The following is a 17,059-nucleotide window of genomic DNA, read 5'->3' as shown; positions in this document are numbered from 1 at the left end:
CGTGTGAGTGAAACCCTAGTGGTGGTACGGGCCAACTGGGCGGTATACGGCCTGATTCGGGGCGGTGCGGGGGCTCAGCCCCGCCGGCTGCTCTCGTCCCTCAGCCAGGTGGAGAAGTCCCCGGTCCGGATGGCCTTGCGGGCTCCCCGGCGGGCCGCGAGCGCCGCCACGACGAACACCACGACCCCGGGGAGCAGGCTCGGCTGGGCCCGGAGCAGGGCACGCAGATCGCCCGTGCCGGTGCGCGCGGACGGCGCCTGCGCTCCCTCCGCGGCCCCGGACGGCCCCGACGCCTGGAAGCGTTCCAGCTCGGCGGACGAAGTCGCCGCCCGGACGCGTCGCCTGACCAGGTCCGCCCAGGTCCGCGGCGGATGCACCACGACCCGGGCCGCCTCGACCACCCGCCGCTCGTCCGGCGCGAACGCGAGGGACGCCGCCAGGTCGTCGGCCATCAGCGGGGGCAGGGCGGCGATCCGCGCGTGCCCCGGCTCGGACACCGCGATGACCCCCCGCCCGAACAGCCCCTCGCGGACGGCCGGCAGCCGTTGCCAGACCCGGTAGTACGCGCGGACCGGCCAGGCGCACCCGGCCAGCGGGATGTCGCGTCCGGGGGCCGCGGCGAGGAGGTCCGGACTGGTGGCGAGGGTCCCGGCCAGGGCCCGTACGTCGGCGGCCCCGAACACGACGTCGGCGTCCACGTACAGGCGGGGGAAGCCGCGCGCGTGCTCGTCCCCGACCCGAAGCGCCGTGTGTTTGGAGGGAGTCGGTATCTCCACCACCCGCACGCGGGGCCCCCGCGCGCCCGCCACCGCGGCGGTGTCGTCCGTACAGCCGTTGCACACCACGACGATGTCGGGGGCGGACACCGGGGCGTCGGCCAGGAGCGCGTCGAGGAGCCGGCCGATGACCCGGCCCTCGTTGTGGGCCGGGATCACGATGCTGGTCACCCCGGAAGTATGCATGCTCGAACACCCGAGCCGACCGTTTCCTCCAACTCTCCACGGGGGTAGGTCCGGTGGTCTAGATTGAACCCAGCCGACCGGATTGGGCGTGCTTCGGCGACGCTGAAATCCAGTCGGAGCAAGGTAGTTGGAGCAGATTCGGGTGCGGCGGCTTGGGGGAACAGGCCGCCTGCCCGTGGCCGGACCGGCGCGAGGGGCGCCGGGCGGCCGGGGGGCGGAAAGTACGTCGAAACACGTAGGGCATCGGTCGTGGGGGGCCATCACCGTTGGGCAGGTCACGCACGGGCCGCGCAGGCGCCCGGCGCCGGCCGTCGGCGGCACCTCCTTCCTTCGCACGCGTCCCCGCCATGGGTTGTCGACACGCCCGCGGGCGTGCGTGGAAGGAAAGGGAACGCCGTGAAGGAAACCGAGAAGGAATCCCAAAAGGACACCGAGAAGGACGCCGAGAAGGACGCCGTGAAGGGTGCGGGGCGCGAAGCCGCAGCCGCAGCTGCGTGGCCGGCCAAGCCATTAGGCGTCGCCGTCATCGGAGCGGGCTACTGGGGCCCCAATCTCGTGCGCAACTTCCAGTCCAGTCCGGGGTTCCGGCTCCGCTGGCTCTGTGATCTGAACGTCGACCGGGCCCGGAAGGTGCTCGGCGGCTACTCCACGGTTCAGGCGACGGCGGACTTCGAGGCGGTCCTGGCCGACCCGGCCGTCGACGCGGTCGCCGTGGCCACCCCGGCCGGCACCCACCTCGACGTCGCACTGGCCGCCCTGCGCGCCGGCAAGCACGTCCTCGTGGAGAAGCCCCTCGCCGCCACGTACGAGGACGGCCTGCGGCTGGTGACCGAGGCCGAGGAACGCGGCCTCACCCTCATGTGCGACCACACGTACTGCTACACCCCGGCGGTGGCCCGCATCCGGGACATGGTCCGTTCCGGCGAACTCGGCGAGATCCAGTTCGTCGACTCGGTCAGGATCAACCTGGGGCTCGTCCAGAAGGACATCGACGTCCTGTGGGACCTGGCCCCCCACGACCTCTCGGTCCTCGACTTCATCCTCCCGGAGAACATCCGGCCCGTCGCCGTCGCCGCGCACGGGGCGGACCCGATCGGCGCCGGCCAGTCCTGCGTGGCCTATCTGACGCTCACGCTCAACACCGGCGCCATCGCCCACGTGCACGTCAACTGGCTGTCCCCGGTGAAGGTCCGCACGACGATGGTCGGCGGCTCCAAGCGAACCCTGGTGTGGGACGACCTCAACCCCACGCAGCGCGTGGCGGTGTACGACCGCGGGGTGGACCTGACGGCCCCGCAGGAGATCGGCGTGGACGAGCGCCGCGACATGCTCGTCTCCTACCGCAGCGGCGACATGGTGGCGCCCGCGATCGGGGAGAAGGAAGCCCTGCGCAGCATGGTCGAGGAGTTCGGCGCCGCGATCAGGACGCGGCGGCCGGCGCTGACCGACGGCTGGGCGGGCCTGCAAGTGCTCGACATCCTGGAAGCGGCCTCCCGGAGCCTGGAGTTCCGCGGCGCGGTCGTCGGACTGCGCACCGGGCGTTGACCGTTGGCGGGACCGTTCGCGGGACCACCCCCGGAACCGTCGCGCCCGGAGCCGCGCACACCGCGCCGGGCGCAGCAGGAAACACCATGACCGACTCAGTAGGGGCAGGGCGTTGAGCAGCGTACGAGGCAAGAGGATTCTGGTCACCGGCGGGGCGGGCACGATCGGCTCGCACGTGGTCGACCTGCTGGTGGACAACGGGGCGCGCGAGATCGTGGTGCTCGACAACTTCGTGCGGGGGCGCACCGCCAACCTGGCGCGCGCCCTGCAGAGCGGCGTGGTGGACGTCGTCGACGGCGACATCCGCGACACGAGCGCCGTACGCAAGGCGACCGAGGGCGCCGACCTGGTGTTCCACCTCGCCGCCATCCGGATCACCCAGTGCGCCGAGGAGCCGCGGCTGGCGAACGAGGTGCTGGTCGACGGCACGTTCAACGTGCTGGAGGCCGCGGTCGCCGCCGGGGTGGGCAAGGTGATCGCCTCGTCCTCGGCCTCGGTCTACGGGCTGGCGGAGACCTTCCCGACCACCGAGCGCCACCACCCGTACAACAACGACACCTTCTACGGGGCGGCGAAGGCCTTCAACGAGGGAGTGCTGCGCAGCTTCCACGCCATGTACGGGCTGGACTACGTCGCGCTGCGCTACTTCAACGTGTACGGGCCCCGGATGGACATCCACGGGCTGTACACCGAGGTACTGATCCGGTGGATGGAGCGGATCACCGCGGGAGAGCCGCCGCTGATCCTCGGCGACGGCACCCAGACCATGGACTTCGCCGACGTCAGGGACATCGCGCGGGCCAACCTGCTGGCCGCCGAGTCGGACCTGACCGACGAGGTGTTCAACGTCGCGAGCGGATCCGAGACCAGCCTGCGCGACCTGGCGCTCGGACTGCTGGAGGCCATGGGCGCGGACGGGCTGGTACCGGAGCACGGACCGGCCCGCGCCGTGAACGGGGTCACCCGGCGCCTCGCGGACACCTCGCACGCCTCGGGGCGCCTCGGCTTCACCGCCGAGATCGACCTGCACCGTGGTCTGCGGGACCTGGTGGACTGGTGGCGGGCCGAACGCGCCGCCGACGCAGCCGCCGGATCGCCCTCCGGCACCGCCGCCACCGGCAGCGCCGCCGCGGCCGGGGAGGCCGGCCGATGAGCGCCGGGGCGGTGCCCGCCCAGGACCCCGCGCGCGGCCGCATCCCCGTCATGGTCCCGTGGCTCGGCGAGGAGGAGGCGCGGGCGGCCGCCGACGCGGTGCTGTCCGGGTGGGTCGCCCAGGGCCCCCGGGTCGCCGAGTTCGAGCGGGCCTTCGCCGAACGGGTGGGCGCCGAGCACGGCATCGCCGTGAGTTCGTGCACCACCGCCCTGCACCTGGCGCTGATCGCGCTGGAGCTCGGGCCGGGCGACGAGGTGGTCGTGCCCTCGCTGTCCTTCATCGCCACCGCCAACGCCGTGCGCTACGTAGGCGCCCACCCGGTGTTCGCGGACGTCGAGGAGGCCACCGGGAACCTGACCCCCGACACCGTGGACGCCGTACGCACCCCGCGGACCAGGGCGGTGCTCGCCGTCCACCAGGGCGGGGTGCCGGCCGACGTCCACGCCCTGCGCGCGGCCTGCGCCGACTGGGGCATTCCGCTGGTGGAGGACGCCGCCTGCGGGATCGGCGCGACCGTGGGCGGCAAGTCGGTCGGCCACGGCGCACTCCTCGCCGCGTGGTCCTTCCACCCCCGCAAGGTGATCACCACCGGCGAGGGCGGCATGGTGACCACGGACGACGCCCAGTGGGCGGAGCGGCTGCGCCGGCTGCGCGAACACGGCATGAACGTGTCCGCGGCGCAGCGGCACGCCAGCAGCAAGCCGATCGCCGAGAGCTACCTGGAGGTCGGCTACAACTACCGGATGACCGACATCCAGGCCGCGGTCGGCCTGGTGCAACTCGGCAGGCTGGAAGCGATCGTGGCCCGCCGCCGGGAACTGGCGGCCCGGTACGCGCGCCTCCTCGACGGCATCCCGGGGCTGCGCCCGGTCCGGGACCCCGGTCACGGCGAGGGCAACTTCCAGTCGTACTGGGTGCTGCTGGCGCAGGACTTCCCGATCGGCCGGGACGAGCTGCTCGGGGTGCTGGCCGAGGCCGGGATCTCGGCCCGGCGCGGGATCATGGCCTCGCACCTGGAACCGGCGTACGCCGGGCACGGGTCGGCGCCGCTGCCCGTGACGGAGCGGATCAGCCGCGACTCGCTGATCCTGCCGCTGTTCCACACCATGACGGAGGACCAGCAGGACCGGGTGGTGGCGGTGCTGCGCGGACAGGCCGGAGGATGACCGCCCCGAACGGCCCGGCCACCGGGGCCGTGCCGACCGAAGACCTGCTGGTCGTCGGCGCGGGCGGATTCGCCCGGGAGACGGCCCAGGCCGTACGGGACGCGGGCGCCGCCGACCGGGAGCGCGGCCGCACCCCGCGGTGGCGGCTCGCCGGGCACCTGGACGACGACCCGGCCCTGCACGGCAGGGACGTCGACGGCGTGCCGGTGCTGGGCGGCTGCGACCTCGTGCACGGGCTGCCCGCCGCCCGGGTGGTGGTGTGCGTGGGCAGTCCGCGCGACTACGCGGTACGGGCCCGCCTGGTGCGGCGCCTGGCCCTGCCCGAGAGCCGGTACGCGACCGTGGTCCACCCCACGGCCGCGGTCTCGGCGTCCTCGGCGCTCGGCGCGGGCTCGGTGCTGCTCGCGCACTGCGTGCTGACCGCGGCCGTACGGGTGGGCGCCCACGTGGCGGTGATGCCGCACGCGGTCCTGACCCACGACGACACGGTCGGGGACTTCGCGACGCTCGCCTCCGGGGTCCGCCTCGGTGGCGGGGTGCGGCTGGGGCGGGGCGCGTACGTGGGTGCGGGCGCCCTGGTCCGGGAGTACACCACGGTCGGCGCCTGGTCGCTGACCGGTATGGGGAGCACGGTTCTGGCCGATGTGCCGCCCGGCGAGGTGTGGGCCGGAAGCCCGGCCCGCCGACTGCGCGAGGCGGGGGGTCCGGCGCTCGACGAGCTGCGGGCCGAAGGCGAGGAGACCGGCCCGAGGCCGGAGACACGGATGGGGAGCACAGTCGGATGAACCAGATACCGCTCGTGGACCTGAAGGCGGCGCACGCCGAGGTCGCGCAGGAATTACGCGCAGGATTCGACCGCGTGCTGGCCGACACCGCCTTCATCGGCGGTGAGGAGGTCCGCGCCTTCGAGCGTGAGTACGCCGCCTTCGCCGGGGTCGGCCACTGCGTCGGCGTGGCCAACGGCACCGACGCACTGGAACTGGCCCTGCGCGCCAGTGGGGTGGGCGTCGGCGACGAGGTGGTGCTGCCCGCCAACACGTTCATCGCCACGGCCGGTGCCGTCGCCCGCATCGGCGCCCGGCCGGTCCTGGTGGACTGCCTCCCCGACACGCTGCTGATGGACCCGCAGGCCGCACTGGACGCGGTCGGGAAGGCCACCCGCGCCGTGGTCCCGGTCCACCTGTACGGGCAGTGCGCCGACGCAGCGGAGCTGGCCGCCCGGCTGCCCGCGCACGCCAAGGTCGTCGAGGACGCCGCGCAGAGCCAGGGTGCCACCCGCGACGGCCGCACTCCCGGCAGCGGCGGGATCGCCGCGACCAGCTTCTACCCGGGCAAGAACCTGGGTGCCTACGGCGACGCGGGCGCGGTGGTGACCGACGACGAGGAGACGGCCGGCCTCGTGCGGGCGCTGGCCAACCACGGCGGCATCGCCAAGTACCGCCACGACGTGGCCGGGTTCAACAGCCGGCTGGACGGTCTGCAGGCCGTGGTGCTGCGGGCGAAGCTGGCCCGCCTCGCCGACGGGAACGCGGCCCGCCGCGCCGCCGCCGCCCGCTACGACGAGCTGCTGGGCGGCCTCGCGGCCGCCGGACGCCTGACCCTGCCGGCCACGGAGGAGGGCAACGTCCACGTGTGGCACCTGTACGTCGTCCGGGTCAGCGGCGGCGACCGCGACGCGGTCGTCGGCAAGCTCAACGCGGAGGGCATCGGCGCCGGCGTGCACTATCCGGCACCGGTCCACCTCACCCCGGCCTTCGGCCACCTCGGCCACGGCCGTGGGGACTTCCCCCACGCCGAGCAGGCCGCGGACCGGATGCTCTCCCTCCCGCTCTTCCCGCAGATCACCGCCGCTCAACAGCAGCGGGTCGTGGACGCCCTCACCGACGCGCTGCGCTGACGCCCTGCGCTGACGTAAAAAATGAGGTACAGATGAACAGACGGACAAGGTTGCTCCGGTACGGCCTCTTCACCGTGGTCGCGGCCCTGATGGCCACGGTCTTACCTCCGTCCTCGGTGGCGGGTGCGGTGGACCCCTGCGGTCCCGGCACGAACCCGATCGTGTGCGAGAACTCCAAGCCGGGCACGCCGATGTCCGACTGGTTCGCGCCCAGTGCCTACGGCGACATCAAGGGCTTCAGCGCCCAGATGAGCGTCCAGGCGGGCGAAACGGTGCAGTTCAAGGTCCAGTCGCCGACCCCGTACCGGGTGTCGGTCTACCGGCTGGGCCACTACGGGGGTGACGGGGCCCGCCTGATGTCGACGGCGGCGCAGACGGCCCAGACCTACCCGGCGAACTTCCTGCCGGGCGGGAACCCGCGCAGCTGCACCACCAAGTCCTCCACCGGCCTGGTCGACTGCGGCAACTGGCCGGTCACGGCGACGTGGACCGTGCCGGCCGACGCCGTCTCCGGCCTGTACATCGCCAACCTCGACCAGGCGGACGGCAACGGGGTGATGCCCTATCCGTTCGTCGTCCGCAACGACTCCAGCCACTCCGACATCGTGGTGCAGACCAGCGACCAGACCTGGCAGGCGTACAACGACTACGGCGGTCAGGACCTGTACGGCGGCGGCGGCCCGGCCCCGGACGGCCGGGCGTACGAGGTCAGCTACAACCGGCCGATGGACATCGGCGGGGAGAACGGGATCTACGGGTCCGAGTACCAGATGATCTCGTGGCTCGAGCGCAACGGGTACGACGTGAGCTACATGTCCGGAATCGACATGTCGACCCGGGGCGCGGCGCAGCTGCAGAACCACAAGGTCTTCATGTCCTCGGGGCACGACGAGTACTGGACCCAGGACCAGTTCACGAACGCGCTGAACTCCCGTCACGCCGGCGTCAGCCAGACCTACTTCAGCGGCAACGAGGTCTTCTGGAAGACCCGTCTCGCCCCCAGTATCGACGGGGCCTCGACCGCCAACCGGACCCTGGTCTGCTACAAGGAGACCAAGCTCTCCTTCCCCCAGCCGAACGGCATCCCCGACCCGAGCGGGATCTGGACGGGCACCTTCATGGACCCGGCCAGCGCCACCAACGGGCGGCCCTTCCAGCCGGAGAACCAGGTGACCGGCTCGCTGTTCAGCGTGAACGGCTACCGGAGCGACGCGATCACCGTGCCGGGCTCGTTCGCCAAGATGCGGCTGTGGCGGGGCACCACCGTCGCGAGCCTGACCCCCTCCCAGACCGCCACGTTCCCGACCGGCACGCTCGGCTACGAGTGGGACAGCGATGTGGAGGACGCGGCGCGGCCTCCCGGGCAGATCCAGCTGTCGTCCACCGCGGTGGACATCAACGACGGCAAGCTCCGCCTCGACTACGGCAACACGTACGGGAACGGCACCGCCACGCACAGCCTGGTCGCCTTCCGGGACCAGACCTCGCACGCCCTGGTCTTCGGCGCGGGCACCGTGCAGTGGTCCTGGGGCCTGACCAACATGCCGACGGGCAATCCCGACAACGCGGTGGTCACCGAGGACAAGCGGATGCAGCAGGCGACGGTGAACGTCTTCGCCGACATGGGCGTCCAGCCCAAGTCCTTGCAGAGCGACCTGATCGCGGCGACCGCCTCCACGGACACCACGGGCCCGGCCATCACGGTGGCCGGCCCGGCGGCGAACGCCACGGTGCCCGCACTGCGGCCGGTGACCATCACGGGCACCGCGACCGACAGCGGCGGCGGCGTGGTGGCCCGCGTCGAGGTCTCCACCGACGGCGGGACCACCTGGAAGGCGACCACCGGCATCGGGTCCTGGAGCTACAAGTGGACCCCGACCACCCCCGGAGCCGCGCAGATCAAGGTCCGCGCGGTGGACGACAGCGTCAACATCGGCGCCACCACCACCGTGCCGCTGACCGTGGGGCCCCAGCAGTGCCCCTGCACCGTCTGGCCGGCCGCGGCCGTACCGGGCACTGTGAACGCCGGCGACGGCAGCGCCGTCGAGCTCGGCGTGAAGATCCGATCCTCGGCACCCGGCTCCATCACGGGCGTCCGCTTCTACAAGTCCCCGGCCAACACCGGCACCCACACGGGCAGCCTGTGGAGCAGCACGGGCCAGCGCCTGGCCACCGGCACCTTCACCAACGAGACGGCATCCGGCTGGCAGCAGCTGAACTTCTCCTCACCGGTCCCGGTCAAGGCCAACACCACCTACATCGCCTCCTACTTCGCCCTGGGCGGCGGGTACTCCTTCGACAACACCTTCGCCACCGCCGATGCGGGGCTGGCCCCGCTGACCGCGCTGCGCAGCGGTACCGACGGGGGCAACGGCGTGTACCGCTACAGCGCCACGGGCGGGTTCCCCTCCACGACCTCGTCCGGCAGCAACTACTGGGTCGACGCGGTCCTGGACACCTCGACCGCGAGCACGGCGCCGCCCACCGTCACCTCGATCACGCCGCAGTCCGCGGCCGTCGGCACCGCGATCACCACGCAGCTGGGGGCCACCTTCAACGAGGGCATCGACGCCGACACCCTCGCCTTCACCCTCAAGGACGCCGGCGGGGCCACGGTCCCCGGCAACAAGGTCCTCAGCGCCTCCAACAGCGCCACCTTCACCCCGTCCACCGAACTCGGGCTGAACACCACGTACACGGCCTCCGTGCAGGCGGCCGACCTGTGGGGCAACACCATGGCGGCGCCCGTCACCTGGACGTTCACCACCAGCACCAGCCCGCCCACGGTCAACTGCCCCTGCACCCTGTGGGGGTCCTCCGCCGTACCCAGCACCCCGAGCGTCACCGACGACACCAACTCCGTCGAACTCGGCACCCGCTTCCAGTCCGCCGTCAGCGGCTACGTCACCGGCATCACCTTCTACAAGGGCCCCGGGAACACCGGCACGCACACCGGCAGCCTCTGGTCGGCCACCGGCACGCTCCTCGCCACCGGCACCTTCGGCAGCGAGACCGTTTCGGGCTGGCAGCAGCTCCACTTCACCACCCCGGTGCCCATCACCGCGGGCGCCAGCTACGTGGCCTCCTACCACGCGCCGAACGGCAAGTACTCCGTGGACGGCGGCTACTTCACGGCCGCGCACCGCTCCTACCCGCTGGTCGCTCCGGCCGACGGCAGCGGCGGCGCCAACGGCCTCTACCAGTACGGGTCGGCCTCGGTGTTCCCGTCGAACACCTTCGGCTCCGTGAACTACTGGGTCGGCCCGGTGTTCACCACCACGGCGCCGGCCGGCCTCGCGGCGGACGGCTCCACGGAGGTGTCCGGCCAGTGAGCACCGTCAGCGTGGTGATCCCCTGCTACAAGTACGGCCACTTCCTGGCCGACTGCGTCAAGAGCGTCCTGGACGAGCAGGAAGGCGTCGACGTACGGGTACTGATCATCGACGACGCCTCGCCCGACGACTCCGCGGAGGTCGCGCGCGCCCTGGCGGCCGCCGACCCCCGGATCGAGGTCCGGGTCCACGAACGCAACCAGGGCCACATCGCCACCTACAACGAGGGCCTGCTGGAGTGGGCCGACGGGGACTACGTCGCCCTGCTCTCGGCCGATGACCGACTGGTTCCCGGGGCCCTGGTGCGCGCCGCGGCCCTGCTCGACGCCCACCCCGAGGCCGGCTTCGCCTACGGCAGGCCGCTGCGGTTCCGGCACGGCGGGCCGCTCCCCGCGGCCCGCACCCGGAGCACCGGCTCGGTCGTCTACCCCGGACAGTGGTGGCTGGAGCGGCGCTTCCGGGAGGGCACCGGGTGCATCACCTCACCCGAGGTGGTCGTCCGCACCAGCCTCCAGCGCAAGGTCGGCGGCTACGACCCGCAGCTCCCGCACGCCGGCGACATCGAGATGTGGATGCGGCTCGCGGCGCACGCCGACGTGGGCTACGTCCGCGGGGCCGACCAGGCCTTCTACCGCGTCCACGGCAACAACATGTCCACCACGGACTTCGGCGGGCAGCTCGACGACCTGCGCCAGCGCCTCGTCGCCTTCGACTCGGTGCTGGAGAAATGCGCCGGCCTGCTCCCGGACGCCGGCCGGCTGTCCGCCCTGGCGCGGACCCGGCTCGCCCGGTACGCGCTGCGGCGCGCCTACCGCGCGTACGACCGGGGGCGCACCGGGATGGTTCCGGTCGAGGAGCTGGAGGCGTTCGCCGCCGAGTGCCTGCCGGGGTACGCCTCGCTCGCCGAGTACCGGGCGCTGCGCAGGCGCCGGCGGATCGGGGCCCGCGTGATGCCGTACCTCCAGCCGCTGGTGCTCTCGGCCGTCGCCGACCGGGGGCGCGAGTGGCTCTGGTGGCAGTCCTGGAAACGCCGAGGGATTTGATGAACCAACAGCACCATCAGCACCACCGCCCCGTTCTCGGGGCACCGTCGGCCCGGCGGCCCGCTTCCTCAGCGGGCCGCCGCGGCCGCGGGCACCCCGCTCTCGGCTGCGTTCCCCGGACCGGTGCCGGCGCCCTCGCGCCGGCGCCGGTTCCGGCGTGTCACGAGCTGATCGGTCCACAGGGCGGCGGCCACGGCGCAGACCCCGGCCAGCAGCGCCGTCCCGGCCAGAGCGCGGCTCTTGGTCCCGGTCTGCGCGACCGCGGTCGGCGGTACGAGGAGGGTCACGCTCATCCGCGCGGGTTCCGGGATCCGCTGCTCGGCCTGCATGTCCGCGAGGTGTTTCGTGTAGGCCTCGACGACCTTCAGTACGGCCAGGTTCGCTGCGGCCGGGTCCGCGTGCTCCGCCTGCACCTGGAGCGAGGGGATCAGATAGCGGGGCGTGACGCTGGTGCCGCTGTTGCGCGGGATCAGCCGGTACGCGCCCGCCACCCCCGCGGTGCGCAACTCGGCGGCCCCGGCGGCCGATTCCAGCTGCTGGACCGCCGCGTAGGACACGGCGGCGAGCGGCGGCTGCAGATTGGCGAGCTGGTTCGGCTGGCTGCCCGTGACCGGCGGCTTGAGCACGACGATCGCCGAGCTCACATAGGTCTGTTCGGGGCGGAGCACCTGCACGGCCCCGGCCGCCGCCAGCGCCGCCACCAGGAGCAGGACGTACCAGCGGCGGCGAAGCGTGCGGAACAACTCACCAGGCGACACAGGATTCCTTCCGTCGCGTTCGATCTTTCCAGGACGCGGGTCGGCCCGCCATCGGTTCCGGCAGTCGCGAGGGGGCGTTCGTGAGCATCGGTGAGATAGCCGCCGTGCTGCGGCGCCGCTGGTACGTGATGGTGCCCCTGACGCTGATCGGGCTCCTCGCCGGGCTGCACCTGTACCGGTCGGTGCCCGTGGCGTACCAGTCGCAGAGCTCGGTGGCGCTGCTCGACTCCACGGCGGTGGCCGAAATGGCCCCCGCCTTCGGCAACCCCATCTCGAACGCGGGCGGTTCACTCGTCGTGACCGCGGACGTGCTGATCAGGACCCTGTCGGGGGCCGATGCGGCGCGCGACCTGCACGGCCTCGGCGTGACCGACCCCTACACGGTCGGCTTCGCCGCGAACACCTCCGGCCCGATGCTCGCCCTGACCGTCACGGGCACCGACCGGGCGAAGGTGCTCAAGGAGACCAGTACGCTCACCACCTTCGCCGGCGAGCAGCTCAACGCGCTCCAGGCCGCGGCCAAGGTGCAGCCCGCGTACTTCGTGCAGACGGCCCCGGTGGTCCTGCCGCAGACCCCGGTGCCCCAGCTCAAGAGCCGCTACCAGCAGGTGCTGGGCGTCGTCATCGCGTGCGTGACCGCCGGCTTCACGCTCTCCTTCGTGGCGGAGACCCTGCTGGTGGCCCGGCGCCGCAGGCGCGAGGCCGCCGCCGCGGCCGGCGCATCCGGGGCGCGTGTCCGCAGGAGGCTGAGGGGCCGCCAGCCGGACGCCGTCGCACTGCTCAGCGGCTATCTCGGGCTGGCCTTCTTCATCCCCTCGAACCTGACCCTGCCGGGTATGGGCGGTGTGGGCACCCCCGCCAACGTGTTCGCGATCCTGGGCCTGTTCTGGTACCTGGCGACCTGGCTGACCGGCCGGATCCGGCCGGCCGGGGGAACCCGGCTGCCCCGGGTCGTGATGTGGCTGCTGGCGGTCTCGGTGCTGGCCTCCTACCTCGCGAACGCCACCCGGGGCAGCTCGCACAAGGAGGTGCTGGGGGCGGACCGCGGCCTGATCGGGCTGCTCGTCTGGGTGTCGATCGTGGTGCTGGTCTCGGCCGGCATCCAGGACCGGGCCCGCCTCGACGTCCTGCTGCGGCGGGCCGTGGTGATGGGGTCGGTGGTGGCCGCCATCGGCTACTACGACTTCTTCACCGCGACGAACATCGCCGAACACATCAGCATCCCCGGCCTCCACTCCAGCGTCGCGCAGATCACCACGCTCGACCGCGGCGCGTTCACCCGGCCCCGCTCGACCACGGCCCAACCGCTGGAGTTCGGCGGCATGCTCGCCCTGCTGCTGCCCTTCGCCGTACACCAGGCCTTCGACCCGGTCCGCAGCCACCTGAGCGGCTGGCGCCGCTGGGGTCCGGTGGCCCTGATGGGCGGCGCCCTGCCACTGACCGTGTCGCGGACCTCCATCATCGGGGCGCTCATCGTGGTGCTGGTGATGGTGCCGCGCTGGAAGCCGCAGCGCCGCTGGACCGCGATCGGCCTGCTGCTGGGCTCGGTGGCCTGCTTCAAGGTCCTCGTACCCGGGCTGATCGGCACCATCACCACACTGTTCGGATCGTTCCTGTCGAACTCCGACAGCAGCACCCAGGCCCGTACCGTCAAGTACAGCGCGATCGTCCCCTACCTGGAGGAACGCCCGCTGTTCGGGCGGGGCCTGGGGACCTTCACCCCCGACCTCTACTTCTTCACCGACAACCAGTACATGCTCACCCTGGCGGAGATGGGCCTGCTGGGCCTGCTCGCCCTCCTGGCGCTGTTCCTCACCGGAATCCACCAGGGCGGCGCCATCCGCCGCCTCGCCGCCGACGAGTCCGACCGCGAGCTCGGCCAGGCGTTCTTCGCCTCTGCCCTCGTCGCCCTGGTCAGCAGCGCCACCTTCGACGCCCTCAGCTTCCCGATGTTCGCCGGGATGTTCTTCCTGACGATCGCCGCCGGAGGCAGCTACCTCGGCTTCATCCGGCGCAGCGCGCCGAAGCCCCGAACCGTGGAGTCCCCATGCCCTCCCGCAGCCACCCGGCCCCGGCCCGACCTCGCGCAGCCGGTCCCGTAGCCGTCCTCGTCGTCACCTGGAACAGCGCCCGGGTGCTGCCCGAGTTCCTGGCCTCCCTGCCGGAGGGCATGGCCGGGCTCGACTGGCGCCTGGTCGTCGCCGACAACGACTCCGCCGACGGCACCGTGGACCTGCTCCGGTCGCTGGCCCCGGACGCGACGGTCGTCCAGACCGGCCGCAACGCCGGGTACGCGGCCGGGGTGAACGCCGCCCTGGCGGCCGCCGCCGCGTGGGAGGGCGGCTTCCGGGCCGCCCTGGTCTGCAATCCGGACATCCGGATGCGCCGGGGCTGCGCCGGGCTCCTCGTCGACGCGCTCGACGCCCCCCTGGCCGGCGGCCGCCTCGTCGGGATCAGCGTCCCGCTGCTGTACGAGGAGGAGGGGACGCTGCAGCACTCGCTGCGCCGCGAGTCGCGTGTGACGCGCGCCCTGGGCGAGGCGGTGATCGGCAACCGCCGGGCCGGGCGGTTCCCGCGGTGGAGCGAGCTGGTCACCGATCCGTCCGCGTACGGGCGGGCGACCGTCGCCGACTGGGCGACCGGTGCGCTGATGGCCCTCTCCCGTGCATGCCTGGACGCCTGCGGGGCCTGGGACGAGTCGTTCTTCCTGTACTCGGAGGAGACCGAGTACTGTCTGCGGGCCCGGGACCACGGCTTCGCCACCCGGCTCGAGCCGGCGGCCTCGGCCGTCCACCTCGGCGGGGACTCGCAGGTGTCACCGCGCCTGTGGACACTGCTGACCCTCAACCGCGTACGGCTCTACCGCCGGCGGCACGGGGCGGCGGCGACCGCCGCCTTCCGCGGGGCCGTCCTGCTCCGGGAGACCTCGCGGGCGGCGCTCGGCCGGCCGGCGAACCGGGCGGCGGCGCGGGCCCTGGCCAGCCCGTCCGCGCTGCGCGCCGCGCCCGGACCCTGACCGGTCGCGGCCGGGGCCGGGCACCCGTCACCCGTCACCCGTCACCCGTCACCCGTCACCCGTCACCCGTCACCCGTCACCCGTCACCCGTCACCCGGAGGGGGCCTGCCCGTCCCAGGCGGTGTAGAAGCTCTCCGGGTTGACCAGGTAGCGGACGGTGGGACGGGGCACGTGGCGGACCTCGTGGCGGCGCGCGTAGCGGCGTACGAGCTCCCAGTCCTCACGGGGCAGCACCTCGGGGGTGCGCCGCAGCCGGCTGAAGTACAGGGACCGGGTACGGCGCGCCACGAAGGCGTTGGTGTCGAGGAAAGCCTCGCGGGCGGCGCGGCGGCGGTCGAAGGGCACCGACAGCACGTCCCGCTGCGAGCCGTCGGGGAGCACCCTGCGCAGGGCGGTGTACACGGCATCCGGCCCGCCGGGCGGCTCCAGCACCGCGAGGGCCTGCTCCAGGTGGTCGGGCTCCCACAGGTTGTCGTCGTCCAGGAAGGCAACGTACCGCGAACTGGACAGCCGTATCCCCACATTGCGCACGACCCCGGCCGTGGCCGTGTTGCGGGCCAGCGACACCGCGAACAGCCGCGGATCCTGAGGCAGTTCGGGGAGCCCCGCACCGTCGTCGACGACGATGACCACCTGGTCGGCCACGGTCTGCCCCAGAGCCGAGCGGACCGCCGCGCGCAGCGCCTCGGGGCGCCGGTGGGTGGCGATCACGGTGGCCACGAGGGCGGCCGGCGGGCTGCCGAGCACCGCGGAAAGCCGGAGGGTCTCGGCATCCTCGAAGCGGCGCAGCCGCACGGCCGTGGGGGCGAGCAGGAGCTTGTTCCTGGCCTCGAAGAGCACCAGCCATCCGAAGGCCCGCTTGAGCAGCTCCCAGGGGGCCCGGGCGATGCCGCGCATGATGTCCTCTCGATCGTCGGGGGGCTCGGTCTTCAGGGGGTGGGGCCGGGGTCGACAAGCCGGCCGTCGGTCGTGCGGTTGCCGCGCCACACGTTCCCGGTGCCGCCCGTGTTCCAGGCGGCGACCAGCCCGTAAGCACCGCCGTTGGCGTGGTACTGGCTGGAGAACACGTTGTCCGTGACCTGGATGCCGGTGGCCCCGGGGCCGCCGCCGTAGAGGGCGTACGCCCCGCCGGCCAGCCAGTTGCCGTCCACGACCACGGAGGAGACGGTGCCGGTGTCGGCGAAGAGCCCGACGGCCGCGCTGGCGCCCTGCTCCACGGAGACGGGGTTCAGCAGGGTGTTGTGGCGGATGGTCAGCCGGCCCTTGTTGCCGCCGCCGCTGATGACGGCGTCGGTGTGCTGCCACTCACCGCCCTGGTTGCGGAAGGCGACGATGTCGTGAACGTAGTTGTCGTGCAGTTCGCCCTGGCCCATCGAGAGGGCGTTGCCGAACACGGAGATGTCGCACCAGCCGACCTCGATCGAGCTGCCGCCCATGTTGGAGACCGCGTAGTCGACGCCGCCGTTGTCGGGGCCCTTGCCCGGTACGGCGGTGATGCTGGTGTGCAGGACCCGCAGGCCGCTGAAGCCGGGGCGGAGGTTGATCCCCCACCAGTTCGTGGAGGTGATCCGGCTGTCGATGACGGTGACGTCGTTGGCGTAGATGTCCAGGGCGCCGCGGATGTCCCAGCCCTTGATGACCGTGCCGTCGGTCTTGACGGACATGTTCCCCGTGTCGTGCCGCTCCAGCCCGATCCGCGGGCCCGTGGTGCGGGCGTCGGGGAATCCGCAGGCGCCGGGCGAGGAGCAGGGGCCCGCGGTGGGCGCCCCGCCGGTCCCCGGCGAGGGGGTGGCGGAGGACGGGGCCGCGCTGGCGGAGGGACTCGGGCTGCCCGTGGCGGACGGGTCCGCGGAGGGCTCGGGCGCCGGTGCGGGGCGGGTTCCGGGGCCGGGGCACTCGAGGGCGCTGTCCGGGCACGGCCCGGCCGAGGGCTCGCTCACGCCGGTCCGGTCGGCCTGGTACAGGGCCAGTACGACGGCCAGTACGAGCCCGGCCAGCAGCCAGGCCCCCAGACGCCTCCGGTCGCGTGCCACGGCCGCTAGGGGGTGTCCGGCGGATCCTGGCCGGGCCCGGGCCGCCTGGCACCGCGCCATGCCGCGTTGTCGTCGGTCGCCAATACTCCGCATTGGCTCCCTCCTCCGCCTTGCAATCCACGGCACCAGACGACCCGGGCTATCCGGCCCTGAT

At 72.8% G+C, this 17,059-nt stretch carries 13 protein-coding genes; 9 read left to right on the top strand and 4 right to left on the bottom strand.

Translation table 11 applies throughout. From position 1 onward, the window contains the following. Window positions 1-74: 74 nt before the first annotated feature. The gene (locus tag AB0I68_RS11220) at window positions 75-947 is read right to left on the bottom strand and encodes a glycosyltransferase (protein ID WP_363176974.1); all 873 of its coding nucleotides are present in this window, start codon (window positions 945-947) and stop codon (window positions 75-77) included. Between the two features lie 411 nt (window positions 948-1,358). Here AB0I68_RS11220 and AB0I68_RS11215 point away from each other — a divergent pair, with 411 nt between their 5' ends. The 7 genes from AB0I68_RS11215 (at window position 1,359) to AB0I68_RS11185 (ending at window position 11,098) form a co-directional block, all read left to right on the top strand. Then, window positions 1,359-2,507 carry a Gfo/Idh/MocA family oxidoreductase gene (locus AB0I68_RS11215; protein WP_363176973.1) on the top strand — a complete coding sequence of 383 codons (1,149 nt, stop codon included), beginning with the start codon at window positions 1,359-1,361 and terminating at the stop codon, window positions 2,505-2,507. A gap of 112 nt (window positions 2,508-2,619) precedes the next feature. Next, complete coding sequence (locus tag AB0I68_RS11210; RefSeq protein WP_363176972.1) at window positions 2,620-3,660, top strand: NAD-dependent epimerase/dehydratase family protein; 1,041 nt, start codon at window positions 2,620-2,622, stop codon at window positions 3,658-3,660. Beyond that, complete coding sequence (locus AB0I68_RS11205) at window positions 3,657-4,826, top strand: DegT/DnrJ/EryC1/StrS family aminotransferase (RefSeq protein WP_363176971.1); 1,170 nt, start codon at window positions 3,657-3,659, stop codon at window positions 4,824-4,826. The genes AB0I68_RS11210 and AB0I68_RS11205 overlap by 4 nt, the downstream gene beginning before the upstream one ends. After that, window positions 4,823-5,611 carry a NeuD/PglB/VioB family sugar acetyltransferase gene (locus AB0I68_RS11200; protein WP_363176970.1) on the top strand — a complete coding sequence of 263 codons (789 nt, stop codon included), beginning with the start codon at window positions 4,823-4,825 and terminating at the stop codon, window positions 5,609-5,611. The genes AB0I68_RS11205 and AB0I68_RS11200 overlap by 4 nt, the downstream gene beginning before the upstream one ends. Beyond that, a complete protein-coding gene (locus AB0I68_RS11195; RefSeq protein ID WP_363176969.1) occupies window positions 5,608-6,723 on the top strand; it encodes a DegT/DnrJ/EryC1/StrS family aminotransferase in 1,116 nt (371 codons plus the stop codon). Before AB0I68_RS11200 ends, AB0I68_RS11195 begins: the two co-directional genes overlap by 4 nt. A 32-nt stretch (window positions 6,724-6,755) precedes the next feature. Next, on the top strand, window positions 6,756-10,055 hold the full coding sequence (locus AB0I68_RS11190) for a DUF4082 domain-containing protein (protein ID WP_363176968.1): 3,300 nt from the start codon (window positions 6,756-6,758) through the stop codon (window positions 10,053-10,055). After that, window positions 10,052-11,098: a glycosyltransferase gene (locus AB0I68_RS11185; RefSeq protein ID WP_363176967.1), complete on the top strand. Its 1,047-nt coding sequence runs from the start codon at window positions 10,052-10,054 to the stop codon at window positions 11,096-11,098. Before AB0I68_RS11190 ends, AB0I68_RS11185 begins: the two co-directional genes overlap by 4 nt. A gap of 68 nt (window positions 11,099-11,166) precedes the next feature. Here AB0I68_RS11185 and AB0I68_RS11180 read toward each other — a convergent pair whose 3' ends face one another. Then, window positions 11,167-11,841: a hypothetical protein gene (locus tag AB0I68_RS11180; protein WP_363176966.1), complete on the bottom strand. Its 675-nt coding sequence runs from the start codon at window positions 11,839-11,841 to the stop codon at window positions 11,167-11,169. A gap of 95 nt (window positions 11,842-11,936) precedes the next feature. On the opposite strand from AB0I68_RS11180, the gene AB0I68_RS11175 reads away from it, so the two are divergent. Next, entirely contained in the window at window positions 11,937-13,958 is a 2,022-nt protein-coding gene (locus AB0I68_RS11175; RefSeq protein WP_363176965.1) for an O-antigen ligase family protein, read from the top strand. After that, on the top strand, window positions 13,904-14,872 hold the full coding sequence (locus AB0I68_RS11170; RefSeq protein ID WP_363176964.1) for a glycosyltransferase family 2 protein: 969 nt from the start codon (window positions 13,904-13,906) through the stop codon (window positions 14,870-14,872). The genes AB0I68_RS11175 and AB0I68_RS11170 overlap by 55 nt, the downstream gene beginning before the upstream one ends. 90 nt (window positions 14,873-14,962) lie before the next feature. On the opposite strand, the gene AB0I68_RS11165 is transcribed toward AB0I68_RS11170, so the two are convergent. Both AB0I68_RS11165 and AB0I68_RS11160 read right to left on the bottom strand, forming a co-directional pair. Continuing rightward, window positions 14,963-15,769 (bottom strand): glycosyltransferase family A protein, encoded by an 807-nt coding sequence (locus AB0I68_RS11165; RefSeq protein WP_363176963.1) that lies wholly within the window; start codon window positions 15,767-15,769, stop codon window positions 14,963-14,965. A 32-nt stretch (window positions 15,770-15,801) separates the two neighbouring features. Further along, window positions 15,802-16,905, bottom strand: a complete 1,104-nt coding sequence (locus AB0I68_RS11160; protein WP_363176962.1) for a hypothetical protein — start codon at window positions 16,903-16,905, stop codon at window positions 15,802-15,804. Window positions 16,906-17,059: the final 154 nt, after the last annotated feature.

The organism is Streptomyces sp. NPDC050448 (genome assembly GCF_040655295.1).
Classification (GTDB): Bacteria; Actinomycetota; Actinomycetes; order Streptomycetales; family Streptomycetaceae; genus Streptomyces.
Note: the sequence above shows the minus strand (reverse complement) of the source record. Positions and strands in the feature narration are given on the sequence as shown.